Origin of the sequence: Phyllobacterium sp. 628 (genome assembly GCF_014189505.1) — a bacterium.
GTDB lineage: Bacteria > Pseudomonadota > Alphaproteobacteria > Rhizobiales > Rhizobiaceae > Phyllobacterium.
On sequence record NZ_CP050301.1, the window covers coordinates 57,423 to 83,938 of the forward strand.

Annotated in this window: 24 protein-coding genes and 2 pseudogenes; 14 read left to right on the forward strand and 12 right to left on the reverse strand. The window is 56.4% G+C overall.

The genetic code is table 11. From position 1 onward, the window contains the following. The first annotated feature begins 93 nt into the window (after nt 1-93). Nucleotides 94-2,037, forward strand: coding sequence for a DEAD/DEAH box helicase (locus HB779_RS01720; RefSeq protein ID WP_188344110.1), 1,944 nt, complete (start codon nt 94-96; stop codon nt 2,035-2,037). Nucleotides 2,038-2,307: 270 nt separating this feature from the next. Here HB779_RS01720 and HB779_RS01725 read toward each other — a convergent pair whose 3' ends face one another. Beyond that, on the reverse strand, nt 2,308-2,988 hold the full coding sequence (locus HB779_RS01725) for a TlpA disulfide reductase family protein (protein WP_188344111.1): 681 nt from the start codon (nt 2,986-2,988) through the stop codon (nt 2,308-2,310). Nucleotides 2,989-3,036: 48 nt separating this feature from the next. Between HB779_RS01725 and argH the strand changes: the two genes are divergently transcribed. The 4 genes and pseudogenes from argH (at nt 3,037) to HB779_RS01745 (ending at nt 8,653) form a co-directional block, all read left to right on the forward strand. After that, complete coding sequence (argH, locus tag HB779_RS01730; RefSeq protein WP_188344112.1) at nt 3,037-4,437, forward strand: argininosuccinate lyase; 1,401 nt, start codon at nt 3,037-3,039, stop codon at nt 4,435-4,437. Nucleotides 4,438-4,516: 79 nt separating this feature from the next. After that, a complete protein-coding gene (locus tag HB779_RS01735; protein WP_244642443.1) occupies nt 4,517-4,705 on the forward strand; it encodes a lipoprotein in 189 nt (62 codons plus the stop codon). Between the two features lie 11 nt (nt 4,706-4,716). After that, nucleotides 4,717-5,983: pseudogene (gene lysA / locus HB779_RS01740) on the forward strand (diaminopimelate decarboxylase). A 129-nt stretch (nt 5,984-6,112) separates the two neighbouring features. Then, nucleotides 6,113-8,653 carry a TIGR02302 family protein gene (locus HB779_RS01745; protein ID WP_188344113.1) on the forward strand — a complete coding sequence of 847 codons (2,541 nt, stop codon included), beginning with the start codon at nt 6,113-6,115 and terminating at the stop codon, nt 8,651-8,653. A 4-nt stretch (nt 8,654-8,657) separates the two neighbouring features. On the opposite strand, the gene hpt is transcribed toward HB779_RS01745, so the two are convergent. Next, nucleotides 8,658-9,194 carry a hypoxanthine phosphoribosyltransferase gene (gene hpt / locus HB779_RS01750; RefSeq protein ID WP_188344114.1) on the reverse strand — a complete coding sequence of 179 codons (537 nt, stop codon included), beginning with the start codon at nt 9,192-9,194 and terminating at the stop codon, nt 8,658-8,660. Nucleotides 9,195-9,298: 104 nt separating this feature from the next. Continuing rightward, nucleotides 9,299-9,652, reverse strand: coding sequence for a hypothetical protein (locus HB779_RS01755; RefSeq protein ID WP_188344115.1), 354 nt, complete (start codon nt 9,650-9,652; stop codon nt 9,299-9,301). 168 nt (nt 9,653-9,820) lie between these two features. Here HB779_RS01755 and ftsE point away from each other — a divergent pair, with 168 nt between their 5' ends. The 4 genes from ftsE (at nt 9,821) to HB779_RS01775 (ending at nt 13,152) form a co-directional block, all read left to right on the forward strand. Then, nucleotides 9,821-10,480, forward strand: coding sequence for a cell division ATP-binding protein FtsE (gene ftsE / locus HB779_RS01760; RefSeq protein WP_188344116.1), 660 nt, complete (start codon nt 9,821-9,823; stop codon nt 10,478-10,480). Continuing rightward, a complete protein-coding gene (locus HB779_RS01765) occupies nt 10,473-11,471 on the forward strand; it encodes an ABC transporter permease (protein ID WP_188344117.1) in 999 nt (332 codons plus the stop codon). The genes ftsE and HB779_RS01765 overlap by 8 nt, the downstream gene beginning before the upstream one ends. 183 nt (nt 11,472-11,654) lie before the next feature. Continuing rightward, a complete protein-coding gene (locus tag HB779_RS01770; protein ID WP_188345741.1) occupies nt 11,655-12,293 on the forward strand; it encodes a YdcF family protein in 639 nt (212 codons plus the stop codon). Nucleotides 12,294-12,366: 73 nt separating this feature from the next. Further along, a complete protein-coding gene (locus tag HB779_RS01775) occupies nt 12,367-13,152 on the forward strand; it encodes a 1-acyl-sn-glycerol-3-phosphate acyltransferase (RefSeq protein ID WP_188344118.1) in 786 nt (261 codons plus the stop codon). 309 nt (nt 13,153-13,461) lie between these two features. Here the strand turns inward: HB779_RS01775 and HB779_RS01780 are convergent, their stop codons facing one another. Continuing rightward, the gene (locus HB779_RS01780) at nt 13,462-13,989 is read right to left on the reverse strand and encodes a gamma-glutamylcyclotransferase (protein ID WP_188344119.1); all 528 of its coding nucleotides are present in this window, start codon (nt 13,987-13,989) and stop codon (nt 13,462-13,464) included. Nucleotides 13,990-14,053: 64 nt separating this feature from the next. On the opposite strand from HB779_RS01780, the gene HB779_RS01785 reads away from it, so the two are divergent. After that, nucleotides 14,054-15,076, forward strand: coding sequence for a DUF2125 domain-containing protein (locus HB779_RS01785; RefSeq protein ID WP_188344120.1), 1,023 nt, complete (start codon nt 14,054-14,056; stop codon nt 15,074-15,076). 178 nt (nt 15,077-15,254) lie between these two features. On the opposite strand, the gene HB779_RS01790 is transcribed toward HB779_RS01785, so the two are convergent. From HB779_RS01790 to HB779_RS01800, 3 genes are all read right to left on the reverse strand, one after another. Beyond that, complete coding sequence (locus HB779_RS01790; RefSeq protein ID WP_188344121.1) at nt 15,255-16,187, reverse strand: prephenate/arogenate dehydrogenase family protein; 933 nt, start codon at nt 16,185-16,187, stop codon at nt 15,255-15,257. A 3-nt stretch (nt 16,188-16,190) separates the two neighbouring features. Next, nucleotides 16,191-17,297: a histidinol-phosphate transaminase gene (hisC, locus tag HB779_RS01795; protein WP_188344122.1), complete on the reverse strand. Its 1,107-nt coding sequence runs from the start codon at nt 17,295-17,297 to the stop codon at nt 16,191-16,193. 218 nt (nt 17,298-17,515) lie between these two features. Further along, nucleotides 17,516-18,268 (reverse strand): class I SAM-dependent methyltransferase, encoded by a 753-nt coding sequence (locus HB779_RS01800; protein ID WP_188344123.1) that lies wholly within the window; start codon nt 18,266-18,268, stop codon nt 17,516-17,518. A gap of 111 nt (nt 18,269-18,379) precedes the next feature. On the opposite strand from HB779_RS01800, the gene gloB reads away from it, so the two are divergent. Together gloB and HB779_RS01810 are read left to right on the forward strand one after the other, a co-directional pair. Beyond that, nucleotides 18,380-19,150, forward strand: a complete 771-nt coding sequence (gene gloB / locus HB779_RS01805) for a hydroxyacylglutathione hydrolase (protein WP_188344124.1) — start codon at nt 18,380-18,382, stop codon at nt 19,148-19,150. Beyond that, nucleotides 19,150-19,584, forward strand: coding sequence for a cupin domain-containing protein (locus tag HB779_RS01810; RefSeq protein WP_188344125.1), 435 nt, complete (start codon nt 19,150-19,152; stop codon nt 19,582-19,584). Before gloB ends, HB779_RS01810 begins: the two co-directional genes overlap by 1 nt. On the opposite strand, the gene HB779_RS01815 is transcribed toward HB779_RS01810, so the two are convergent. Further along, nucleotides 19,581-20,414 (reverse strand): DMT family transporter, encoded by an 834-nt coding sequence (locus HB779_RS01815; protein ID WP_244642531.1) that lies wholly within the window; start codon nt 20,412-20,414, stop codon nt 19,581-19,583. The two genes, HB779_RS01810 and HB779_RS01815, sit on opposite strands and share 4 nt — an antisense overlap. Before the next feature lie 72 nt (nt 20,415-20,486). Then, nucleotides 20,487-21,293 carry a DUF3108 domain-containing protein gene (locus HB779_RS01820; protein ID WP_188344127.1) on the reverse strand — a complete coding sequence of 269 codons (807 nt, stop codon included), beginning with the start codon at nt 21,291-21,293 and terminating at the stop codon, nt 20,487-20,489. Between the two features lie 269 nt (nt 21,294-21,562). On the opposite strand from HB779_RS01820, the gene rpmB reads away from it, so the two are divergent. Continuing rightward, entirely contained in the window at nt 21,563-21,868 is a 306-nt protein-coding gene (gene rpmB / locus HB779_RS01825; protein ID WP_188344128.1) for a 50S ribosomal protein L28, read from the forward strand. Nucleotides 21,869-21,955: 87 nt separating this feature from the next. Continuing rightward, nucleotides 21,956-22,606: a VUT family protein gene (locus HB779_RS01830; protein ID WP_188344129.1), complete on the forward strand. Its 651-nt coding sequence runs from the start codon at nt 21,956-21,958 to the stop codon at nt 22,604-22,606. Here the strand turns inward: HB779_RS01830 and HB779_RS01835 are convergent. The 3 genes and pseudogenes from HB779_RS01835 to cobS form a co-directional block, all read right to left on the reverse strand. Further along, nucleotides 22,579-23,595: an esterase-like activity of phytase family protein gene (locus HB779_RS01835; protein ID WP_188344130.1), complete on the reverse strand. Its 1,017-nt coding sequence runs from the start codon at nt 23,593-23,595 to the stop codon at nt 22,579-22,581. The two genes, HB779_RS01830 and HB779_RS01835, sit on opposite strands and share 28 nt — an antisense overlap. A 1-nt stretch (nt 23,596) precedes the next feature. Next, nucleotides 23,597-25,508 (reverse strand): annotated as a pseudogene (gene cobT, locus HB779_RS01840) (cobaltochelatase subunit CobT). Between the two features lie 5 nt (nt 25,509-25,513). After that, nucleotides 25,514-26,500, reverse strand: coding sequence for a cobaltochelatase subunit CobS (gene cobS, locus HB779_RS01845; protein WP_188344131.1), 987 nt, complete (start codon nt 26,498-26,500; stop codon nt 25,514-25,516). Nucleotides 26,501-26,516 lie beyond the last annotated feature (16 nt).

Here is a 26,516-nt window from a genome sequence, read left to right on the forward strand (position 1 = left end):
CGAGAGCGCAACAAAGCTATATGCGTGCCGCTCGAGCTTAAACATATGCCGAGCCGAAAACACCAGCCCAAACACGTACTTGAAAGTTCATTAATGACTATTTTCGATTCTATCGCCCCGGCGCTGTCCGGTGCATTGGCGGCCCGTGGTTATGAGACCCTGACCCCTGTGCAGACAGCGGTACTTGCCCCGGAAGCAGATGGTGCCGACCTTCTTGTCTCCGCTCAGACCGGTTCCGGCAAAACAGTTGCCTTCGGTATTGCCATCGCGCCGACGCTGCTTGAAGGCGCCGACCGTTTCACCTCCATTGGCGCACCCTATGCGCTGGTTATTGCCCCGACGCGCGAACTTGCCCTTCAGGTACGCCGCGAACTCGAGTGGCTTTATGAAAAGACCGGCGCGCGCATCGCTTCCTGCGTCGGCGGCATGGACATGACCAAGGAACGCCGTGCCCTGCAAGGCGGCGCCCATATCGTTGTCGGCACACCGGGCCGTCTGCGTGACCACATCACGCGTGGCTCACTCGACATGACCGAGCTGCGCGCCGTTGTTCTTGATGAAGCCGATGAAATGCTTGATCTCGGTTTCCGTGAAGATCTCGAATTCATTCTCGGCGAAGCGCCAAAAGACCGGCGCACCCTGATGTTCTCGGCCACGGTCCCCAAACCTATTGCCCAGTTGGCAAAGCAGTTCCAGAACGATGCGCTGCGCATCACTGCAACAAGCGAAAAATCCCAGCACAGCGATATTGAATATCACATCATGCCGGTCGCCCCGCGCGAACGCGAAAATGCGATCATCAATGCACTGCTCTTCTACGATGCACAGAACACGATTGTGTTCGGGTCCACCCGCGAAGCGGTCAAACATCTGACCAGCCGCCTGTCCAATCGCGGCTTCTCCGTCGTGTCGCTTTCCGGTGAACTCAGCCAGGCCGAACGTACCAATGCGCTGCAGGCCATGCGCGACGGCCGTGCCCGCGTTTGCGTCGCCACCGACGTTGCCGCCCGCGGCATCGATTTGCCCAATCTCGATCTCGTCATCCATGCCGATCTTCCGACCAACCCGGATACACTGCTGCACCGCAGCGGCCGTACGGGCCGTGCCGGACGCAAAGGTATCTGCGTTCTGATCGTTCCGGCGTCCCGCCGTCGTTCGGCCGAGCGCCTGCTGCAGATGGCAAAGCTCAGCACCACGATGGTACCGCCACCGGATGCTGCTGCTATCAACAAGCGCAACCATGACCGTATCCTCAACGATCCGTCACTGACTGAAGTGATGACGGACGAGGAAGGCGCACATGTCCGCGAGCTTCTCGGCCTGCATTCCGCCGAACAGATCGCCGCCGCCTATCTGCGTCAGCAGATGGCAGCGCGTCCTGCGCCGGAAGAGCTGTCGAACACACCGGCCCACGTCATGGAACCGATCCGCAAGGGTAGCTACGACGACCGTCCCGGCCGAAGCGATCGTGGTGATCGAGGTGATCGCGCCCCTCGCTCCGATCGTTTCGAACAGTTCGAAAGCGGCGCCTGGTTCTCGCTCAGTGTTGGCCGTAAACAGCGCGCCGAACCGCGCTGGCTTCTGCCGCTGATCTGCAAGGCTGGCGACATCACCAAGACCGATGTGGGTTCGATCAAGATTCTCGAGACTGAAACCCGTTTTGAAATCACAGCCAGCAAGGCTGACGCTTTCCTTGCCCGTATCAAGCAGTACGGCACTGGCGAGAAGGGTGTGAACATCACCCGCAGCGAAGGTGCAGGCCCCTCATCGCCGCGCCGCAGTGAAGGCGGCGATTTCAAGCCGAAAAAGGATTTTGGCGAGAAGCGTGATTGGGCAGAGCGCAAGCCGCGCGCCTATGACGATAAGCCGAAAACCGATTGGGCCGCCAAACCAGCCAAGGCAAAGCCGGAAGGCTGGACAGCCGAAAAGCCTGAGAAGGTGAAGAAGCCCAAGGAACGCAAGCCAGGCGACCCTTCGGGCTTTGACAAGTACAAGGCCAAAAAGGCCCGCAAAGCTGCGGCCGGTCCGACTGAATAAAGTCAGTTGCACGACTCAAATATTAAAAACCCGCCGGTGGAAATTCCCCGGCGGGTTTTTGTATTTTAAACACCAGCAAAAGAAATATTCACCCCCCTCTGTCCTGTCGGACATCTCCCCCGCAAGGGGGGAGATCACATCGACATGAATGCTTTCGCTTAAATTCATATGTCAAAGATTGGTAGCGATATCGATGAAGGCTGATCTCCCCCTTGCGGGGGAGATGTCCGACAGGACAGAGGGGGTGAAAGACACGTTTCGCCTTATCTTCTACTGCGCCGCAATTGCTGCATCGATCAACCGAAACGCGTCATCGCTTTCCCAGGGTGCCGGACCATTCATGGCTGCAATCTGGCAGCCCTCTTTATCGACAATCATAGTCACTGGCAGACCAAACGCCAGGTTCTTGCGCTTCAATTCGTTGAATACGCCCATAGTCGGATCGCGGTAAAGTGCGAGCGACTTGACGCCGATGTCGCCAAGAAATGCTTTGGGCTTCTGATCATCGCCTGTATCAATGTTGATGGTCACAACCTGAAAATTATCGCCGCCCTTTTTGGCCTGCAAGGCATCAAGCGCCGGCATCTCCTCGCGGCAAGGTGCACACCATGTGGCCCACAAATTGACGAGTATCGTCTTGCCTTTGAAGTCTGCCAGTCGCACCGGCTTGCCATCGGGTCCGGTGAACGACAGCGAGGACATGGATTGCGGCTTGTCAGCGCCGCGCATGGCTGCGACGCCCCCTGTGGCAGCCGCATCAATCTTCTTGGCGATATCAGCCTTTGCCGTGCATTGATCCGGCGCGTTTGTTCCTGCAACAATATTGCCAGAAGGCCGCTCGATCACGTATACCCCAACCGCACCGGCGACTATGCCTGCGAGCGCAGCAAGAAGAATGATTTTCCTGTTGCCGCGTGAAGTGGTTTTCTGTGTTTCGTTGCCGTTGTCCATATTTTGCACTTTCCGTCTATCCGCCCAAGGCTCACCCAAGGTTTTACAATGTCCGACAAGAAAAACAGCAATGAAATGTGGGGAGGCCGTTTCGCCTCAGGTCCGGCTGCCATCATGGAAGAAATCAATGCTTCCATCGGCTTTGACCAGAAACTCTATGCCCAGGACATTCGCGGTTCACTTGCCCATGCTGCCATGCTTGCGAAAACCGGCATAATCGCGGCGGATGACCACGACAAGATCGCAAAGGGCCTGAACACGATATTGTCAGAGATCGAAAGCGGAAAGTTCGTTTTCTCACGCAAACTTGAAGACATTCACATGAATGTCGAGTCGCGCCTTGCCGACCTGATCGGTGCACCGGCCGGCCGCCTGCACACGGCACGCTCGCGCAACGATCAGGTTGCCGTCGATTTCCGGCTGTGGGTGAAGGAAGAATTGCAACGCACGGCAACCGCCCTGAAAAAGCTTATCGAGGCTTTCCTCAAGCGTGCCGAAGAACATGCGGCGACCCTGATGCCGGGTTTCACCCATTTGCAGACCGCCCAGCCCGTCACCTTTGGGCACCATTGCATGGCCTATGTCGAAATGTTCGGCCGTGATTTGAGCCGGGTGAAAGACGCGATCGAGCGTATGGATGAATCGCCGCTTGGAGCGGCAGCGCTCGCCGGAACCGGTTTCCCCATCGACCGGCACATGACCGCGAAAGAGCTCGGATTCCGTGAGCCCACCCGCAATTCGCTCGACAGCGTTTCGGACCGCGATTATGCGCTGGAATTTCTGTCGATGGCCGCCATTGCCGCAACGCATCTGTCACGTCTCGCCGAAGAAATCGTCATCTGGTCCACGCCGCAATTCGGTTTCGTGCGCCTGTCGGATTCTTTCTCCACCGGCTCCTCGATCATGCCGCAGAAGAAAAACCCCGATGCTGCAGAGCTGGTGCGCGCCAAGACCGGCCGTATCACCGGTTCGCTCGTCGGGCTTTTGACGGTCATGAAGGGCCTGCCGCTGACCTATTCCAAGGACATGCAGGAAGACAAGGAAACCGTTTTTGACGCGGCCGAAACCCTTGAGCTTACTCTTGCCGCGATGACCGGCATGGTCGGCGACATGACCATCAACACCGCAGCGATGAAAAAGGCTGCAGGCTCCGGTTATTCCACGGCAACAGACCTTGCCGACTGGCTGGTGCGCGAGCTTGGCCTGCCCTTCCGTGAAGCGCATCATGTGACCGGCCGTGCCGTGGCTCTGGCGGAGCAGAAGAAGGTTGAGCTCGGAAAACTGGCGCTGGAAGACCTCAAGGAAATCCATCCCGGCATTACCGACGCCGTGTTTGGTTTCCTCACCGTTGACAAATCCGTACGCAGCCGCAAATCCTTTGGCGGCACGGCACCGGAACAAGTGCGCAAACAGATCAAATACTGGCAAAAACGCATCACGAAATCGTAAGTCGAATGTAGGGGGATGCAAACGCAGCGTCCTTGCGATAGACAGAACAACATACTTTCGGACGACAGGATCAAAATCTATGACAAGCCGTTCCTACTTGACGACAATTCTGATGGCGGTTGCGATTGTGAGCGCGGTATCGGCTTGCGGCCGCAAGGGCCCGCTTGAGCCACCACCCGCGTCCGTCACCACTCCGGCTCCGGGTGAGCCGAAACCAGCCAAGCCTCCTGTTCAAGACAAGCGCTTTTTCCTCGACTCGATAATCTAGGCTGATTTTCCGTGAACCATTTTGACTATAGGGACGGCATCCTTCATGCCGAGGATGTCAGTATTCCAGATATCGCCAAGGCAGTCGGGACGCCTTTTTATTGCTATTCGACAGCTACCATCGAGCGCCACTACAAGGTGTTTGCCGCGGCATTTGCCGAGATGGATGCACTTGTTTGCTATGCGTTGAAAGCCAATTCCAATCAGGCTGTCCTGAAGACATTGGCTCGCCTGGGTTCCGGCGCTGATATTGTGTCGGAGGGCGAATTGCGCCGCGCTTTGGCAGCGGGCATCCCCGCCAGCAAGATCATTTTCTCCGGTGTCGGCAAAAAGCCCGGCGAAATGGACTATGCGCTTGCTGCCGGAATTCACTGTTTCAACGTTGAGTCCGAGCCTGAACTCGAAATGCTGTCCGCCCGTGCGGTTGCGGCAGGAAAGATCGCCCCGGTCTCGCTGCGCATCAACCCGGATGTTGATGCCAAGACCCACAAGAAGATTTCGACCGGAAAGTCCGAGAACAAGTTCGGCATTCCGCTGGCCAAGGCCCGCTCGGTCTATGCCCGTGCCGCCAAGTTGCCCAATCTGAGGATTACCGGCGTCGATATGCATATTGGCAGCCAGATCACCGATCTGGAGCCCTTTGAAGACGCCTTTGCTTTGCTCGCGCAACTGGTTGGCGATCTGAAAGCCGATGGCCATGATATCAAACACGTCGATCTCGGCGGCGGGCTGGGCATTCCCTATCATTTCGACAACAATCCGCCACCCTTGCCCGACGCTTATGCTGCCATTGCTGCCAAGCACATCAAGCCGCTTGGCCTGAAGACGATTTTTTGAGCCCGGCCGCCTGATTGTCGGCAATGCTGGTATTCTTGTCAGCGAAGTCATCTTTGTTAAAGAGGGCGATGCGCGCAATTTCATCATTGTCGATGCGGCCATGAATGATCTGATCCGCCCGACACTTTATGATGCCTTCCACACAATCCGACCGGTGAGAGAAGCGCCCGCAGCGCATCCGCGCATTCGCGGCGACGTGGTTGGTCCAGTGTGCGAGACCGGCGATTATATCGGCCTTGATCGTGATTTGCCGCGACCCGCCCCGGGTGATCTGATCGCCATCGGCACTGCGGGCGCATATGGAGCCGTGCAGGCTGGGACCTACAATACCCGCCTGCTCGTACCCGAAGTGCTCGTAAGCGGCGACCGCTTCCATGTTGTGCGGCCGCGCACGTCCTATGAAGAACTGATCGGTCTCGATTCAATCCCGGACTGGCTATAAATCGCCCTTTACACACAAGGGTGATGAGCTTTTTGCGCCAAGGCCTCGCCTTTGCCACGATGAATGCTATTCTTGTTGAACATCAACGCGTGCATCAGGAATCACCGCCGTTGACGAGATGGAGTGAGGATGACCGGTCAACACCCCGACCAACGGGACGCTGAAAGGGTCAGGTTCGATATTTTCAAAAGTATCGATCGCCTCCGCTTGTCCGCATGGTTGACCCTCGCGTTCGAGCGCCTCTGGCCTCGCCTTTTGCCGCTTGTGCTTGTCGCCGCACTCTTCGTAATCCTGTCGTGGTTCGGTATTTTCCGAATGGTTCCGGATCTGGCCCGGCTCGGGTTGCTGGCGCTGTTCCTTCTTTCGCTTCCGGTCTGCCTTTATATTCTCTTGAAATTCCGCCTGCCGGATCAGGCCGACGTGAGCCGCCGCCTTGAAGACGTCAATGCGCTGGATCATCAGCCAATCGCCATTCAGTCTGAAACGATTGCCACCAGCAAAGATGATCCCTTCGCGCAGGCCCTGTGGGACGAACACCGCAAGCGGATGGCGGAGCGGATCAGAGGTCTGAAAAGCGGCCTGCCGCAGACCGATATTCCCGAACGCGACCCTTGGGGTTTGCGTGCTGTTGTCGGGCTGCTTTTGTTTGTTGCCTTTGCCTTTTCCGGCAGTCCGTTTGGCGGGCATTTGAGCGATGCTTTTCGAAGCCACGGCGCGAGCGATGCTATCCCGCCGCGTATCGATGCATGGGTAACACCGCCACGCTATACCGGCCGGCCGCCGGTCTTTTTGACGTCGTCGGCCAATGATCTGGAAAAACAGTTCACCGTTCCGCAGAACAGCATCCTTGTCATTCGCGTGATTGGTGGCAATGGCACCGAAAAAGTCACGAAGACGCTCCCGGATGGCAAGCCAACCGACGTCGCCGTCAAGGAAGGAAAAAAGGCGGAAGAGGCTGCCCCGGTCAAGGATCAGCCTCGCAACTTTGAAATCGCGTTGGATACCAACACCAGCATTGGTCTGTCTGACAATGGCAGCCTTCATTCCGAATGGGCTTTTTCCGTCCTGCCGGATCAAGCTCCCAGCATCCGCTTCACCAAGGAACCATCGAGTGCCGTCAACGGCACGATGGAACTCACCTACGAAATCAAGGATGACTACGGCGCAGCCAGTGCGCTGGCAAAGATCGAACAGGCTCTGCCGCCCGCACAAGATGCCCACCCGCTTTACACCGCACCTGAGCTGCCTCTGAGCCTGCCCAAGCGGGGCTCCCAAGGCGGAGACACCAAAACAACCAAAGACCTGACCGAACATGTCTGGGCCGGTTCCGAAATCCGCATGACGCTGCTTGCCACCGATGATGCGGGGCAGGAAGCAAGAAGCGAGACCAAGACCCTCGTGATGCCCGAGCGCCCCTTTGCCAACCCGCTGGCCCGCGCTGTTGTCGAGCAGCGGCGCGTTCTGGCACTGGATGCCAATGCCAAGCGCAACGTGCTCGATATGCTCGATGCCCTCACCATCTGGCCGGAAGAGACCATCAACAACCCCACCTATTATCTGGCACTGCGCAGTATCCGTTCGCGGCTTAATCTTGCCCGCAGCGACGACCAGTTGCGCGATGTCGTCGGCTATATGTGGCAGGTGGCCCGAGGCATTGAAGATGGGGCTTTGTCGGAAGCCGAACGCAGCCTGCGCGAAGCTCAGGAAGCGCTGCGGCAGGCAATCGAACAGAATGCCAGCCCGGAAGAAATCGAAAAGCGCATGGCGGATCTGCGTAAAGCCATGAACAAATATATGCGTGAGCTTGCCCAGCAGGCACAGCGCAGCCCCAAAACGGCGCAGGCCGATCCCAATGCCCGCGAACTGCGTCAGGAAGATATTGACCGCATCCTCAAGCAGATCGAGGAACTGGCCAAACAGGGCTCGAAAGAGCAAGCCCAGCAATTGCTTTCGCAGCTCAACGACATGCTGAACAATCTGCAGATGCGGCAAAGCCAGAATGGCAAAGATGGTCAGGGCGACCAGATGAAGCAGCAGATGAACAAGCTTGGCGAATTGATGCGACGTCAGCAGGAAATGATGAACCAGACGCACAAGCTGGAACAGCAGCGCCAGAACCGCATGCAGCAGGATTATGGTGAGTCCGGCAAGGACGGCCAGCAAGATCAGGGCCAGATGTCTGACGAGGAAATCGCCAAAGCCCTGCAAGGATTGCAGGACGGCCAAGGCAAACTTCAGTCAGACCTGCAGCAACTGACAGATGATCTCAATGGTCAGGGCATCACGCCGAACAAGGACTTCGGCGACGCCGGCAAGTCCATGGGCGAAGCCAAGAAGTCACTCGGGGACGCCGATGGCGGGCAAGCGCTCGATCAGCAGAGCAATGCATTGGACTCCCTGCGCAAGGGCGGACAGGACATGATGAAGCAGATGCAGGCGATGGGCCAGACCGGCCGGAATGGGCAGCCTCAACAAAGCGACAGAGATCCTCTTGGCCGGCCTTCCAGATCAACCGGCGCTGATTTCGGACCTGACAAAAACATGCTGCCCGGCGCTGCAGATGTGCAGCGTGCGCGCCAGATTCTCGATGAAATCCGCAAGCGCCTCGGTAATGCTCTAAGCCCTCAGGAAGAAAAAGATTATCTCGAGCGCCTGCTGAAGTTCGACTAAGCCTTTAGTCTCTGACAACACCGACATAGGGCAATTGCCGGAAGGAATGCCCGACGTCCATGCCATAACCGACTACGAAATAGTCGGGGCATTCAAAACCTTTGAAATCAGCTTCAATATCGGTCTTGCGCTTCACGCTCTTGTCCAGAAGGACGGCAATCGAAACGCTGCGCGCACCGCGTTCCAGCATCAGTTCGCGTGTGAATTTCAGCGTCTTGCCCGATTCCAGGATATCGTCGATCAAAAGCACGTCGCGGCCATGAACATCGCTGTCGATATCGCGCAGAAGCCGCACTTCCTTGCTTTCCGTGCCCTTACCGTAGCTGGACACGGTGATGAACTCGACATCGGGCTCAGCGCCCGCATCGTGCATGGCACGGATCAGATCGGCAGCAAATATGAACGACCCTTTCAGAATCGAGATGACCAGAAGGTTGTCGAAATGCTTGGCAACGATAGCCTTGGCAAGTTCAAGATTACGGGCGGCAATCACATCTGCGCTGAACAGAACATCGATTTCTTTTTCGCCAACCTTCGGCATGCAACGTTTCCTGACTTTCCGGTGATAGGTCTGAGAGGCACCCTATAGCCTGATACTGGCCACAAATGCAAAACCGAGCGCTGCGGATCATCGTTAATGGACTATCAGTGCGGTTTCAAATCATTGCGCAGCGGCGATACGGCATGCAACTCGGACGCGCGTGGCGCGGTGAAAAGCACATGCCCGCCCGATATCCAAAAGGTTGATGCAGCAATGATTGCAACCAGCAGCCAATAGGCAAATCCTGGCATCCGGCTTTGCCTGTGATGCGATCGCCGCAGGATTGCCATGCGGCTGCCGGGCGTTCCAGTGTCTGGCGATCGGGGAAACAGCTGCACCTGTGAAAGAGGCCCGACGGTTTCATAAATCGCGTCCTCAACCCCACCTTTGTCAAAATGAAGTCCGGGTGCGATGTGCGAAACGCGCGTCACATCCATGGATTTAAATCGTGCGATCACTCGTTTTCCGGTCGTTCCGCCATGTTGCAGTCATGTTCCTGCGAATCATGGCGCAATCCTACCGCCCAATAATTAATGTTTCGACGAATGGATGCGGCGATTGGTGGGTGGTCAAATCCGTCCGCGCTGAATAAAACACGCGTGGACAAGAAACTTGGAAAGTCGCGCTTGATTCGTTTTGAGAATGTCGGTTTACGCTACGGGATGGGCCCGGAGGTTCTGCGTGATGTCAGCCTCCATATTTCGCCTCGTTCGTTCCAGTTTTTGACCGGCCCTTCGGGTGCGGGTAAAACCTCTTTGCTGCGTCTGCTTTTCATGACTTTGAAACCCACGCGCGGTCTCATTACCGTGTTCGGCAAGGACATCGCCACGATTTCGTCCAAGGAAATGCCGATGTTGCGGCGCAGGATCGGCGTCGTCTTTCAGGATTTCCGCCTGCTCGATCACATGACGACCTATCAGAATGTTGCCCTGCCGCTACGCGTTCGCGGCAAGGAAGAGGCAACCTATCGTGCTGAAGTGCAGGAACTATTGCAATGGGTTGGCCTTGGCGAACGCATGCATGTGCTGCCGCCGGTTCTCTCCGGCGGTGAAAAGCAGCGCGCCGCCATTGCCCGTGCCCTGATCGATCAGCCGGAAATTCTTCTGGCGGACGAACCCACAGGCAATGTTGATCCGCCGCTCGCTCGCCGTCTGCTGCGCCTGTTTGGCGAACTGAACCGCTCCGGCACCGCTGTCGTCATCGCCACCCACGACCTTACTCTGATGGACCAGATCAATGCCCGGCGCATGATTTTGGATCAGGGGAGGCTTGATATCTATGATTGACGATGTCCGGCTCAAGGAACAGGCGCGGGAGTGGTTCCAACGGGGCCTCGCCCTCGTTCGCGGCAAGAATCCGCAAGTGTCCATTGTACCCGCCGGAAACGTCGTCGGTCATGCCCTGATGATTACCATCGCGATCATGACCTTCCTTGCCTGCCTTACCATCGGGGCTGTTAGCCTTGTTCAATCCACTGCCGCCACGTGGCAAAGCCAGATTTCGACCGAGGCGACCATCCAGATCCGCCCGATCGAGGGTCAGGACATGGAAGCACGGCTGGAACAGGCCAGCAAGCTTGCCCAGGGCTTTGCCGGGGTGAAGTCCACCCATGTGATCGACCGGGCTGCAACCGCCCGCCTGCTGGAGCCATGGCTCGGCACTGGGCTGAACATTGACGAGCTTCCGGTACCCCGGCTTGTGGTGGTGACGCTCGATGAGGCTAACCCGCCGGATTTCGCCACCTTGCGCAGCGAACTTGTAAAGAATGTTCCCGGCGCAAGCTTTGACGATCACCGCACATGGGTGGACCGGCTCGTTTCCATGGCCCGTTCGACCGTGCTGATCGGCATGGCAGTGCTCGGACTGGTTATCGCTGCAACCGTTCTAACTGTTATTTTTGCCACCCGGGGCGCCATGGCCGGTAATGGTCACATCATCGAAGTGTTGCATTTCATCGGTGCGGAACAGAAATTCGTCGCCCGGCAATTTGAACGCCATTTCTTCTGGACCGCGCTGAAAGGTGCATTGTGCGGAGGAGCGTTGGCTATTTTGATCTTTCTTATTATCGGCTGGTGGTCATCCCACAATCTGGCAACGCCGGAGGCGGATCAGGCAACAGCGCTCTTCGGCAATTTTTCCATCGGCTCGGGCGGTTATTCCGGCGTTGTGCTTATCATATTGGCGGTCAGCGTTTTGACCATGATTACAACACGAATGACGGTCATAGCGCATTTAAGGCAGGTAGACGGACGCACGGGCGAGAGTCACGATACCTGACCACATCTATTCAAATTGATACGATTAAATTTACGGGAGTTTTGGCTTCAAGCGCCTATAGGCTTCAGTGAATATATCCCTCGAACAAGGCAATGCGTGACCCCACCATGGACGGCGCGAACGACAGCAACAACGAGATCCCCTGCAGGCCAGAAAGGCCGCGCAGGATGGTTCGTGTCTGCCATGCGAAAACGCTTCGCGCGGCCGTTTTTTTTGCTTGGCGTTCTGGCCCTCGGCCTGTTCCTTGGTGGTTTCATTGTTTTCAGTGATCACGTCAGCACGATGCAAACGCCTGACATGGTCGAACCTGCCGATGGCATCATTGTTCTGACGGGCGGTTATTCACGCATCGAAGGCGCTCTTGATCTTCTGAAGAACAAGCGCGGCGAAAGGCTTTTCATCAGTGGCGTGCATCCTTCGACAAAACGCGGCGAATTGCAGCGCGTCACGCGCGGCGATGCAACCCTGTTCGAATGCTGCGTCGATATTGACCGCTCCGCCATGGATACAATCGGCAACGCCTCCGAGAGCATCAAATGGGCCAAGGCCAATCATTACAGCCGCGTTATCGTCGTCACCAACAATTATCACATGCCGCGGACCATGGTGGAGTTGAGACGGGCCTCCGAAGACATCGAATTCATTCCCTATCCGATCGTCAACAGCGACCTGCGCAATGGCGATTGGCTGGCGCGTGGTCAGGTCGTGCGTGTGCTGCTGGTCGAATATGTGAAATATCTGGGCGCAGTCATACGCTCCGCCCTGCCCGACAATCTCTCGAGCATCACGCAGACCATGGTCAAATGGGTGAAGACGTCGTGAGATTGGGGAGTTCACGGCGGCGGTAACTTGCTATAACGAGAGCTTCAAACTTACCGATATGACCGGGACTCCCATGACGATCATCCGATCAATTGTCTTCAACATCGCATTCTATCTCAATCTGATCGTTCAGATGATCATCTTCACACCCTATTATTTCCTCAGCCCCCGCAAGAATGCCTGGGCTGTGCCGAAGAACTGGGCGAAGTCCAACCATTGGTTGCAAAAAACCTTGGCTGGCACTGATCATGTGATTGAAGGTCTCGATAATATTCCCGATGGCCCGTATATCTGCGCGCCAAAGCATCAGTCCTTCTGGGATGCCTATGCATTTCTGCCGCAGATCGCCGATCCGGTTTACATCCTCAAGCGCGAGTTGATGTGGATCCCATTGTTCGGCTGGTACATCCTGAAAATGAAGATGGTGCCGATTGATCGCGGCAAACGCTCTGTCGCCATGAAGACCGCCATCAAGGGTGCGCGGGAAGCAGTTTCCCAAGGCCGTCAGTTGATGATCTATCCTGAGGGCACACGCACCGCACCCGGTGCACCACCGAATTACAAATATGGCGTGGCGCATATTTACAGCGAGCTTGGTGTTCCGGTACTGCCCATCGCGCATGTTGCCGGTCTTTACTGGCCGCGCCGCAAGTTCCGCCGCTTTCCCGGTACGATCCGCTGCCGCATCCTGCCGCCGATCCAACCCGGCCTTACACCTGAGGCGTTTTTGAAAAAGCTGCAGGAAGTCACCGAAGCGGCGTGCGATGAACTTTTGATCGAAGCTGCGCAGTCAAAGAACCCGCCGCCCATGCCACCCACAGCGGTTCAGCGGTTGAAGGAACTGGGTGTAACGGTCTGAGATTCGTTTGCTGCAGATGTATTGTACGTGGTTCGCCCCTCGACAAGCTCAGGAAGCTCACCATGAGGGAGATGAGTGGGCTGTGTAGTCACCAAGCGGAGCTTGCGCAGAAGGCACTCGTACTTACCCTCCCCCTTGTGGGGAGGGTCGGACCAACAGGTCCGGGGTGGGGGGTACTCAAATAAAAGATAAAGAGTTTTCAAAAACCGGATAGCTGTATTCACCCCCCACCCCGCTGCTATGCAGCGACCCTCCCCACAAGGGGGGGAGGGTGGGGCCAATCGCCTTAATATTAAAGGCTGTTGCAGCCTAACCGACATCGCGATTGATCGCAGCCACCAGTGATTCAAACCAGTGGTCACGGATATTCATCTTCTGCATATGTTCGAACGTATTGTGCACATAGTCCTCATTGCGGCCGGATTGACCAACCGAGCCCCGAACCGCTGCGGCAGCCTCGTCAACCGTCAATGCTCCGGCATATTGAACATGGTGACGATCAACCACATAGGTCAGCGCTTCAACCTTGCGGCCATCCTTGAGGCGCACCGCAAGCCGCCTTTCCAGATAGACATTTGTTACCAGCTCCCGCTCGCGCAGATAGGTAACGACTTCCTCTTCCAGCTCACCCGGCACCCGAAAGGCAAGGCCAAGGCACGAGCCGCCATGGTCAAGACCCAGCACCAGCCCCGGCCGCTCACGCGTTCCGCGATGCACATAGGAATGCACGCAAAGGGCCCGCCGGTAGCCATATAGACGCGCATGCATCGTCTCGACATGTGCAAAGCCGGGCTTCCACATCAGAGAACCATAGCCAAAGACCCAAAAATCGCCCATATCCGTCCTGATAGCTGTGCTTCACTTCGAAGCTTCTTTCCTGACCGATAGCGAGACCCGGACCATGACGTCAAGCACTCCCGCCAAAAGCTACAATGCCGGAAGGCGTATCCGATTCCTGGCCGTGGGTATTGTTGCGGTCGGCGCACTCTATACGGGCGGATGGTATTATCTCGCCAATATGCTGGAAACACGCGTCGCAACCAATATTGCCGGTTTCAAAGAGAAGGGCATCAACGCCGCTTGCGAGAATGCATCGGCAAGCGGCTATCCTTTCCGCCTCGGGCTCAATTGCTCGAGCGTTGCATGGGTGGATCAGGCCAAGTCTGTTTCGGTCAGCGCCGGTGCATTTCGCTCCGCTGCGCAGGTCTATGCGCCGTTTCACATCGTCAGCGAGATTGACGGCCCCGCCAAGGTCGATGTGCCCGGCATGATGCCCCTTGATTTGAACTGGGAAAACCTCAAATCCAGCGTGCGGCTCGACAAGCCTATTCCACAGCGCCTGTCTATCGAAGGACGCAACGTCGTCGTCAATCAGCGGGCGCCCGACGGTGGCACTGCTACGCCGCTTGCAACCATGAAAGACGGGCAACTGCACTTTCGCACGACCACACCCGCGATGGATGTTGCTCTATCGTTCAGCAATCTGAAATTTGCCGATAACGTGGTTTATAACCAGCCCTTGCCGGAACTGACTGGTTCTGCCGATATACAGCTGGCAAATGGCTTTGCCCTTCTGGGCAAAACGGAACGGGACATCACCGTTCTTCGTGGTCAGTCGGGAACCCTGCGCAAGGTCGATTTGGCGCTGCCTGACGGCAGCGGTATTGCTATATCAGGACCGTTCTCGATTGCCGATGATGGCCGGATCAGCGGCGATTTCAAGGTCACTCTGCGCAATCCGGAAAGCGTAGCCAATACCGTCAAGACTGTGCTTCCCGGACAGGACAAGATCATCTCGTCCGTCGTTCAGGCTATGGCCTTTGTGCCGAGGGATGCAAGCGGCGCACCAACTCTCCCCGTCACAGTCAAGAACGGGAAGATGTCGGTTGGCTTCATCAGTATCGGCCGCCTGCCCTCATTGTGAGGGCAGATCGGATTGCACACGATATTGTGCGTGGTTCGACAAGCTCACCATGAGGGAGAGTGAGGATTGCAGGAGCTAGATTCTGCAAGTTTACGACAAACTGCACGATTGCTTTGCAGCCCACTCATCTCCCTCATGGTGAGCTTGTCGAACCACGCACAAATGCTATGCAGCTTTATCAGGAACTCTTCGCACTAGCCTTTTGACGGCCGAAATCAGGCGCATCGACTTCCTGACCCGCATCGATGATCCCGCGCCGGACAGCACGGGTGCGGGTGAACAGATCAAACAGCGCATCACCATCACCCCAGCGGACCGACCGCTGCAGCGAAGCCAGATCCTCGGAAAACCGCGCCAGCATTTCAAGAATCGCATCCTTGTTGTGCAGGCAGACGTCACGCCACATGGTCGGATCTGACGCCGCAAGGCGGGTGAAGTCACGGAAACCCGACGCCGAATACTTGATCACTTCGGAGTTGGTGACTTCTTCCAGATCGCTTGCCGTCCCAACAATGTTGTAGGCAATGATGTGCGGAAGATGCGAGACGATGGCCAGAACGCGGTCGTGATGCACAGGGTCCATCGTATCGAGACGTGAACCACAGGCTTCCCAGAACTTTGTCAGTCTATCGAGCGCATCAGCATCCGTGCCCTCAAGCGGCGTCAGGATGCACCAGCGATTGGCGAAGAGTTCGGCGAAACCTGCATCAGGTCCGGAATATTCCGTACCGGCCAGGGGATGGCCCGGGATAAAGTGCACATGCGCCGGCAGTTCGGGCTGCATCTGTGCGATCACTGACCCTTTGGTCGAACCAACATCGGTGACGATTGCACCGGGTTTCAGCGACCCGGCAATATGTTTGGCCACTGCGCCTGAAGAGCCGACGGGCACGGACACAATGACGAGATCGGCATTTTTGACGGCATCAGCGCTATCAAGAATATAACTGTCGCCAAGGCTGAGTGCTTCTGCGCGTTTCAGGGTGCTTTCGCTGCGGGTTGAGATGACGATGTGATCGGCAAGGCCTTCGCGTTTGATGACGCGCGCCAGCGACGAACCGATAAGGCCGATGCCGATCAGTGCGATTGTATCGAAATGGATTCTAGACATTTGCTACTTCAAGAATTCGGAGAGTGCAGCGACTACGCCGCGATTGGCTTCCTCGGATCCAATGGTAAGGCGCAACGCGTTAGGAAATCCGTATCCCGTAACGCGGCGCAAAATATAGCCCTTGCTCGTGAGATACGCGTCGGCCTTTTCAGCCGATTTCGCTGCCTCATTAGGAAAATGGACAAGCACGAAATTGCCGACTGACGGCGTGACGCGCAATCCCAGCGCCGACAGTTGTTCTGTCAGCCATGGCAGCCATTTGTCGTTGAAGGCAACGGCCTTATCGACATGCGCGCGGTCGCGAATCGCCGCAGCACCGGCGACGATGGCCGCCGAATTCAGATTGAATGGGCCGCGAATACGGTTGACGGCATCAATGACGTGAGCCGGAGCGAACATCCAGCCAATCCGCAGGGCGGCGAGCCCATGGATTTTGGAAAATGTTCTGGTCATCACCACGTTCTCGAATGACGACACCAGTTCAACCCCGGCTTCGTAATCGTTGCGGCGCACATATTCAGCATAGGCTGCATCAAGCACGAGCAGCACATTCTTCGGCAGTCCGGCATGCAGACGCCGCACTTCCTCGAATGGAATATAGGTGCCGGTCGGATTGTTCGGATTAGCCAGAAACACGATCTTGGTCTGCGGCGTCACCGCAGCAAGAATCGTATCAACTTCCGCCTGCTCATTCTTTTCCCTGGCGACCACCGGCGTTCCACCGGCGGACATGATGTAAATCTTGTACACCATGAAGCCATGTTCGGTGTAAATGGCCTCGTCGCCGGGCGCGAGATAGGTTTGGCAGAGCAGGCCAAGCAGTTCGTCCGAACCGTTGCCGCAAAGGATATTGTCAGCGTTGAGACCATGAACATCGGCGATGGCTTTTTTCAGCGCCGTTGCCTGACCATCCGGATAGATTTCAAGCCGTTCGGATGCCGCATGATAAGCTTCGGTCGCGTGCTTGCTCGCGCCCAGAGGCGTTTCATTGGAAGACAGCTTATAGACCTTGGCCACACCGGGTGCGGATTCCTTGCCGGGCACATAGGCGGCAATATCGAGAACACCGGGCTTTGGGGTAGGACGCGTATCTTTCAATGTCGTGGTCATGATGCTTGATATCCGTAACATCGTTGCAATCGATGGTCATCGCGGGCAAAGGTTCAAGTCAGCGGGCATAGCCGCCAATAGGCCTGATGTCGAGCCCAACTTGCGACTGGCCAGCCTTAAAATCAAACAAACCATTGACTTTGTGCGGTACCGGCCTGCCGGTTGGCCGCAGTCACAGCATGATTCTAGTACGTTGAGGCGCCAACTTGCGGCGGGAATTAATTCTCGTCTGGGCCATCATATCGCATTGCAGTTCCCTGCGGTGACAAGACGGGTACGAAGACGCGCCGCGAAGCACGTTTGGCAACCGGCAGCCCCTGATAGATGCGTTTTTGCGCTTCGACGATCAGTACACCGGAAAACATCGGCCAGAAACGCCGGCCGACCCGCTCGAACAGGCTGGACGGCCGCATCATCCAGCGCCGCGACGATGGCGGAAAGAACAGCGCCTCACCCCACGGACCCGGCGTGAAATTGGTTTCCCGTAAAATCCGGATCAACTGACCCCGGCTATAGGGCCGCCCACTGCCAAAGGGCGTATGTTCGAAGCGCGCCCAGAGACCGCGACGGTTAGGCACCACAATCACCAGCCGCCCGTTGGGGGCCAGCACGCGCCACATTTCTTTCAACGTTTCGCGCGGATCTTCCGCATGTTCCAGCGCATGCACCATCAAAATCCGGTCCACTGCGGAATCGGGCAAAGGCAACTCTTCCTCAAAGACCAGAGCTGTCGCCGACGGCTCGACGGGCGGCCAGCTGATGGCACCCTGCCCGGCAGGCATGAAGGCAAACGTGCGCTCCGTATCGCCGCGAAACCGGTCGAGATATGGCACGACGTAGCCAAGGCCGACCAGCCGTTCGCCCGGCAATTTTGGCCATATGGGTGCCAGGGCCATGGAAATGGCACGCTCAGCCAGATGACCGAGAGTGGAAGCGTAAAAGGCACGAAGATCGATAATGTCGAGATGCATGGGATCAACGTAGCACGGCAAATGGTAACATCAAGAAAATGACTGAAAGACGGGTTGCGCCATTGAGACAGCTGGCTATCCTGACCGCAACGATCAAACCGGACGGACCCCATGTCGAATCTGCAAATTGAACAATTCACCGCGCTTAGCGATAATTTCGGCGTGCTCATCCACGATCCGGAGGCCAATCTGACGGCCTCAATCGATGCGCCCGAAGAGAAGCCGATTCTTGATGCCCTGAAACGTCGCGACTGGAAACTCACGCATATTTTTTCGACCCATCACCACAATGACCATGTGGGAGCCAATCTGGCGCTGAAAAAGCGTTTCAAGCTTGAGATTTTTGGCCCGGAAGCTGAAAAGGCCAATATTCCCGGCATCGACCGCGCCTACAAACATGGCGACAGCTTCCGGTTCGGCAATTACGATGTGGACGTTATTTCCACGCCGGGCCACACAGCCGGGGAAATATCGTTTTATATCCCTGCAGCAAAAGTCGTCTTCACGGGCGACACGCTGTTCTCACTTGGTTGCGGCCGCCTGTTCGAGGGAACGCCCGCTACGATGTTCAAATCTCTGAACCATCTGATTAAGCTGCCGGTTGATACACAGGTCTATTGCGGCCACGAATATACCGAGAGCAATGCCCGCTTCGCTCTGTCAATTGATCCGGACAATTCAGCCTTGAAGGAACGGGCCAAGGAAATCTTCGCCCTGCGTGAAGTCGGCTTGCCGACTTTGCCGACAACCATTCTGCGGGAAATGGCGACCAACCCGTTCCTGCGCTGGCACGATCCGGCCATCCGTAAAAATTTGAAGCTGGAAAATGCCAGCGACGAGGCCGTCTTTACTGAAATCCGCAAGCGCAAGGACAATTTCTGATGACGCTGACTGCCGAACAAATCCGCAAGGAATTGAACCTTCAAGCGCACCCGGAAGGCGGCGCCTACATCCAAACGTTCCGCGACAATCAAGTTGACTGGCCGGTTGGCGGGCGTGGCCATTCCACCGCCATCTACTTTCTCCTGGAAAAGGGCGAGGTTTCGGCCTGGCACCGGGTGAAGGACGCTGCCGAGGTCTGGCACTGGTATGGCGGCGCACCATTGGCTCTAACGATCGCGGAAGAAGGCTCACCGCACGAAACCCACCGCCTTGGCATGGACCTTGCGGCTGGCGAACGTCCACAGGGCATCGTTCCGGCTGGTCATTGGCAGACCGCCAGAACGTTGGGCGACTGGACGCTTGTCGGCTGCACGGTTGCGCCCGGCTTTGACTTTGCCCAGTTCGAGCTGGCTGAACCCGGTTGGGAGCCCTAAACTTTCGCTTTTTTGAAAATCATTTCCTTGGCTGCAAGCACTGCGCCAAGGGTGATCAGCAGACACGCCAGCAGGACGCGGGTGGTCGGCTCCGCCGCACCCGCTATGATAAGCACAAGCGTAGACAACAATGGCGCCGCGTAACTCGACGCGCCCAAAACCTGAATATTGCCACGCTTAACCCCAAAATCCCACGCGTAGAACGCCGCGCCGACCGGAAACAATCCCAGCCCGAGCACAGCCAGCCATTGCACCGGCGTTTCCGGCCATACGGTCTGTTCCAGCGCCAAATGCGAAATCAGCGAGAGAACCGATGTCGCAACACAGAAACCGGTGACGGCATCCGTCGGCACACTGGCAAAACGCCGTGACAAGAGGGAATAAGCGGCCCAGGTCAGTGCGCAAAGGCCTGCCATCGCATAGCCGAATGCATATTTCGCCTCAAAGCCCACATTGCCGCCTTTGGTAATAATAAGCACGGTGCCAGCCAGCCCCAGCAGGGTTCCCAGAACATGGAACCAGCGCAAACGTTCACCCGGCATCAACGCGGAACCAACCACGATGAACAGCGGCCAGAGATAGGCGATCAGGCTGGCGTCAACAGCCGGTGCATTGCGCAGAGCGGTAAAATACAGGAAATGATAACCGAACAGGCCGACAACGCCCAGAAGCCAGACCTTTGGCGGCTGGCGCAGATGTTTCGCCGCGCCCGGTCGCCAGAGCCATGACATCAATCCGAGACTTGCCCCGATGGCGAATGTCATCGCTGTCAGCTGAAACGGCGGTACTTTCCCCGACACGTCGGTAAAAAGCGCGAGCATCGCCCACATGATAACAGCAAGAAATCCGACAAACGTTGCCACGCACCGCCCCCATTTGAAAGAGCGGCGCCCCCGCCGCTGCTATTCCACGTGTTGAAAACGGGTGGCATATACCGTGACCGTCCCGATCTGTGTGCCGATCTTTGCCTGCACGGGCGAATAGATACCGGACTTGCCAAGCGATGCAAAGGTGAGACTGATCGTGCTTTGATTTTTCAGGTATTCGATAGCCTTGCGTCCCGACTGATAACCGCCAACCGGGATAAACTTGACCGAACAGGTGACTGCATCTCCCTCAAACCCCTTTGTCGAGAACGGTTTCGGGCTGCCGGCGGGCGACAGTTTGAGGTCCACCCGGGTCTGTCCGTCATAGAGATGCAAGGTCTGTGTACAGACCTTGCCAATACTATCGGCGGCTACCAGGATGCCTGAAATCGGATCAGCCACCGCCTGCAGAGCGCCCGGCGAAAGCTCTACCCAATTGTCTTTCTTTTTGACCGGCGGAACATTGGTCGTCTCCGTCACATTGCCATTGGAAAAAGCAATGGACGTACTCTTGTCCTTGTTCCCATGTTTGTAGTTAACCACATACGAACTCGGTACCGCGCCCGTCTTGGTAAACTGACCTTTGACATCAATCTTGCCCTTTGTGTCGTCGAACACACTCGCGAGGCCGGAGCTCTTCAAGCTGCCGGAAACAGTATAGGTTCCATCGGCAACACTGGTGGTAAAATACGACTTGGCCAACGTCAGCCCGAGCAGGGAAACCCGGTAGTCAGATCGATAGGTGTCGGCTGCCTGTGCTGGCAAAGCGCCAAGAAGTACAAGGGACAGGGAGGCGAATGTCCTTGTCCATCTTTGGCTGAGGCGCAGATTGAGGCCGATCATGGAATGCTCCGTCCGTATTGCATCAATTGGTTCCGGTGAGACCGTACAAAGCAGGCAAAGTTGTGTTAAACCTTATGCAAGGCCCGTTAAATACGCAAAAGCAGTAGCAAACATGCCAGAAGTACACTTGACGCGCGCGGCTCATGTCACTATAGAAACGCGACTTCCCAATAGGCCGCCTGTCCGATATGCGCGCCGCTGCACGGCGACGTGTGATGGTAACAAGAACTTTCGGGCTATAGGTAATGAATTTTGAAGGTGAGACCCAAATGTCCCGCACATGTGAATTGACCGCTAAATCGGTACAGTACGGCAACAATGTGAGCCACGCGAACAACCGCACGCGCCGCCGCTTTTTGCCAAACCTCTGCCACGTTACGCTGATCTCCGAAGCTCTTGGTCAGAGCTTCCGTCTGCGTGTTTCGGCCCATGCCCTGCGCACTGTTGAACATCGCGGTGGTCTTGATGCATTCCTGACAAAGGCTGACGAGAAGGAGCTGTCACAGCGCGCTCGTCTTCTGAAGCGTCAGATCGCCAAGAAGTCGGCTGAAGCTCCGGTAGCAGTTGCTGCCTGATCAGCCGATTGGCTTTAAACTGTTAATCGCTTGAGGCCAGCTTCCGCTGGCCTTATTGTTGCTGGTTCCATTACCCAGGATAAAAAAATGCCGCTTCAGCGCGCCTATACCTTTTCCGACTTCATTCTTCCCGTACTTGCTATGTGCGCGGTTGTGGCTGCCTCCAATATATTGGTGCAGTATCCCTTCAATCATTTTGGCCTCGGCGAAGTCCTCACCTTCGGTGCCTTCACCTATCCAATCGCTTTTCTGGTCAATGATCTGTCTAATCGCCGCTTCGGACCACAGTTCGCCCGGACAGTTGTCTATGCAGGCTTTATCATCGCCGTCGTGCTGTCGATCTGGCTGGCAACGCCGCGCATCGCCATCGCATCGGGAACAGCATTTCTGTGCGCACAGCTTCTAGACATTACGGTATTCAGTAAACTGCGGCAGCTGACATGGTGGAAAGCACCGTTTGCCTCTGCCGTCTTCGGTTCGATTCTGGATACATTGCTGTTCTTCTCGATTGCCTTCGCAGCTCAATTCGCTTGGATCGACGCAGCCACTGGACAAGCGGACTCCTCACTGGCGATGCTGGTGCCGTTTTTTGGCAAAGAGATTCCGTTGTGGATGTCGCTTGGTTTCGGTGATCTGATGGTCAAGGTCGTCATGGCCATGGTGATGCTGGTGCCTTATGGCGCTATCCTTGCCATCTTCGCGCCGGCGATTTATTCAGCCAACCGGAATTCCAAATAAAGATTTCTTTGCAGGATGGAATTGTTATCGTCTGACATCAGGGAAATCCGGGTTGATCCATCATTGGCCTGCCAGACATCCAGTCCTTCCATATTGTCAATCTGATAGCGCATATCAGCCGCAAAGATCGCCGGACCGTCAACGGTCGCGCCGGGCTTGATATCCGCCGCCGCAATGCGGCGAATGCGAAGCGTTATGCCGCTGGAAAGACTGAACCGCCGTTCGAGCAGGAGAAGATCACCGTTTGGCAGGAAATCGCCATCGCTGATATCAAAACTATCGAGTCTTTTGACGTAAAAGAGGCCCTTTTGCGGACCTTCCAGCACAGCGGCAAAGATGTCGCCTGCCTTGTTGATGCTTTTCTCGGTAACCGCAACACGCGCGCCCTTGAGCGAGCTTGAGGCGGGAGCATAGGCGATTGTTTCGAAGCCGCGATTGTTGCGCAGTTCGTTTCTGGGCACAGGCAGCGGCAGCTCTTTCGGCCGTGACGCAAAGTTTTTCAGATCAAGATCATATTCGGCAATCCGATGAACCCGCTCGAAGGTCACCGTGACGGTCTTGCCGGAAACGGCCATACCTTCTGCATCCGAGTTACTTTTGCCTTCAACAGCGGTACCGTCGGCGCTCTGGATCGGAGCGAGGCGAAAATCAGTGACTGAAACGGGCAGCCCTTTGGCATCGCGCTGCATTTCCCCCGCATACCAGAAGCCTGTATCGGTGATACCAAGAAATGCCTTGCCTGAATCAAGATAACGAAATGCCGAAAGACCACCAAAATCATTGTTTTTGGAGCGCAACTCCAATCCGCCCACAAACTCCAGATCCCCAAAGCGGGTTTCAGTTGAACCTATACGGAAATCGACGATGGGCCGCGCAGTGATCTCTGCTGGGACAACTCTGTTATCCTGTGCGGAGGCAGGAAGTGCGCAGAAAAGAGAGAATAAGAGAGCAAGCCGCCCGCGCCGGTCCAACAGCGCGGGATAAGCCATATCAGCGTTTCCGCGCAGCGGATTTACCGGCAGCGCCACGTTGTTGCGCCTGCTCTTCAAACAGCGAAGCCAATTGCTCGGTCATGGCGCCGGCCAGCTCTTCCGCATCGACGATTGTTACCGCCTTGCGATAATAGCGTGTCACATCATGACCAATGCCGATTGCAATAAGCTCAACCGGCGAGCGGGTTTCGATCTCTTCGATCACAGCCCGCAAATGCCGCTCGAGATAATTGCCCGGATTAACCGACAACGTCAGAATCGTCGACCGGCGCACCATCCGAGATCATCATCAGGATCTTGCGCTGTTCCGGACGGCCCAGCAGGCGCTGGTGCGCCCAGATGAGGGCTTCGCCATCGATATTCTCTTTCAAGAGCCCTTCACGCATCATCAGCCCAAGATTGCGCCGTGAACGGCGCCACGGGGCATCAGCGCGCTTGTAAACGATATGGCGCAGATCGTTCAGGCGACCGGGACTGGCGGGCTTGCCACGTTCCAGCCATGCCTCACGTGCCTGTCCGCCCTTCCAGGCTTTGGTCGTGAAGCCAAGGATTTCGACTTTCACGCCGCACCGCTCCAGCGTGCGCGCCAAAATATCAGCGCAGGTTGCTGCAACAGTAATCGGCCGGCCGCGCATGGAACCGGAATTGTCGATGAGCAACGTCACGATTGTATCGCGGAAATCCGTATCGCGCTCCTGCTTGTAGGAAAGCGGCTGGGTTGGATCGATAACAATCCGCACAAGGCGGGCTGAATCGAGATAGCCCTCTTCCAGATCAAAATCCCACGAACGGTTCTGCTGTGCCATCAGACGGCGCTGCAAACGGTTAGCCAGCCGCCCGACAACCCCGGAAAGATTGGCAAGCTGCTTGTCCAGGAATGCCCGCAGACGTTCCAGCTCGGCTTCGTCGCACAACTCTTCCGCGTCGGTGGTTTCGTCAAATTCCTGCGTAAAGACCTTATAGCCGCTTTCGCTGCCAAGATTCGAGAATGGCTGATTCGGCCGGCGTGCCTCACCGGGCATTTCCGCATCCGTATCCGCATCATCGTCTATCTCATCTGATGATGCATCAGCTGCTTCGGTCTCGCCCGACTGACTGTCATCGCTGGACGATTCCGAGTCATCGTCTTCCGATGCATCGCTGCCTTGATCTTCGTCGGAACCGCCCTCATTGCTCTCTTCAGGCTCAGGTGCGTCGTCGCTGTTTTCCTGATCGTCGTCCTGCTCGGTTTCCTGGGACAGCTCTTCAGCCATTTCCATGGAAGCCAGCATTTCACGTACAACACGGGCAAAAGCGTTCTGGTCGTTGATCTTTGCGCCCAGATGTTCGAGATCGGCGGCCGCCTTTTCTTCAATCCAGTCACGCCAGAGATCAACCACATTGCCAGCTGATTCGGGCGCTTTGCGTCCCGTCAACTTTTCACGCACCATCAGCGCAACCGCTTCTTCCAGCGGCGCTTCGGCCTTGTCGGTAATCGCCGGGAAATTGGCACGTGAATATTTGTCCGAAAGCATCGATGTCAGGTTTTCGGCCATGCCATCCATTCGCAAGGAACCAATAGCTTCAACACGCGCCTGTTCGACAGCATCGAAAATGGCCCGCGCCTGCTTGCCTTCCGGCGCCAGCGTCGCGTGGATACGGTCATTGTGGCAGGCTTTGCGCAACGCCATCGAATCGCCGATGCCCCGCGTAATCGCGATATCATTGGCAGTCGGGCGCTTCGGCAAATCAGGCAGACGTGCCCGGTGGCCGGTCAATGCCGGCCGGTCATTGCCGAAACCAACTTCCATTTCATGGTCGCCGGCAATTGCCCGCATGCAGGCCGTAACCGCGCGCTTGAAAGGCTCGGAATCAACCGGACCTTTCGTATTTGTGCGTGAATTGTCTCCCCGGGCCCGCCATGCTGTTATGACGCTCAGCCTATGACCACATTGGCCGTCGACTCAGGCAGTTCCTTGCCGAACGCGCGCTGATAGAACTCGGCCACAATCGGGCGTTCCAGTTCATCGCATTTGTTGAGGAAGGTCAGACGGAAAGCAAAACCCACATCCTTGAAGATATCGGCATTTTCAGCCCAGGTGATAACCGTACGCGGGCTCATGACAGTCGACAGATCGCCATTGATGAAAGCGGCACGGGTCATATCAGCAACGCGAACCATCTTGGAGACGATCTCGCGGCCTTCCTTGTTCTGATAGTGCTTTGCCTTCGCCGCAACGATGGCAGCTTCATTGTCATGGGGCAGATAGTTCAGCGTTGTGACGATGGACCAGCGATCCATCTGTGCCTGGTTGATCTGCTGCGTGCCATGATAGAGGCCTGTCGTATCGCCAAGACCAACCGTGTTGGCTGTTGCAAACAGGCGGAAAGCCGGATGTGGACGGATAACGCGGCTCTGATCGAGCAGTGTCAGGCGGCCGGATGATTCGAGAACACGCTGAATCACGAACATCACGTCCGGACGGCCAGCGTCATACTCATCGAAAACCAGAGCGACATTGTGCTGATAGGCCCATGGCAGGATGCCGTCGCGGAATTCCGTGATCTGCATGCCTTCCTTGACGACAATCGCATCCTTGCCGACGAGATCGATACGGCTGACATGGCTGTCGAGATTAACGCGTACGCATGGCCAATTGAGGCGGGCGGCAACCTGCTCAATGTGAGTCGACTTACCAGTTCCGTGGTAACCGGAGACCATGACACGGCGGTTGAAGGCAAAACCGGCCAGAATGGCGAGTGTTGTCTGTTTATCAAACAGATAATCCGGATCGGTTTCCGGAACATATGCGTCGCCTGCCTTATAGGCAGGAACCATCATGTCGGTATCAAATCCGAAAAGCTTTGCGGCAGAAACCGTTGTATCCGGCAAATTCGCAATATCGCGATCAACCTTATTCATCATGCCTCCAGCGCGA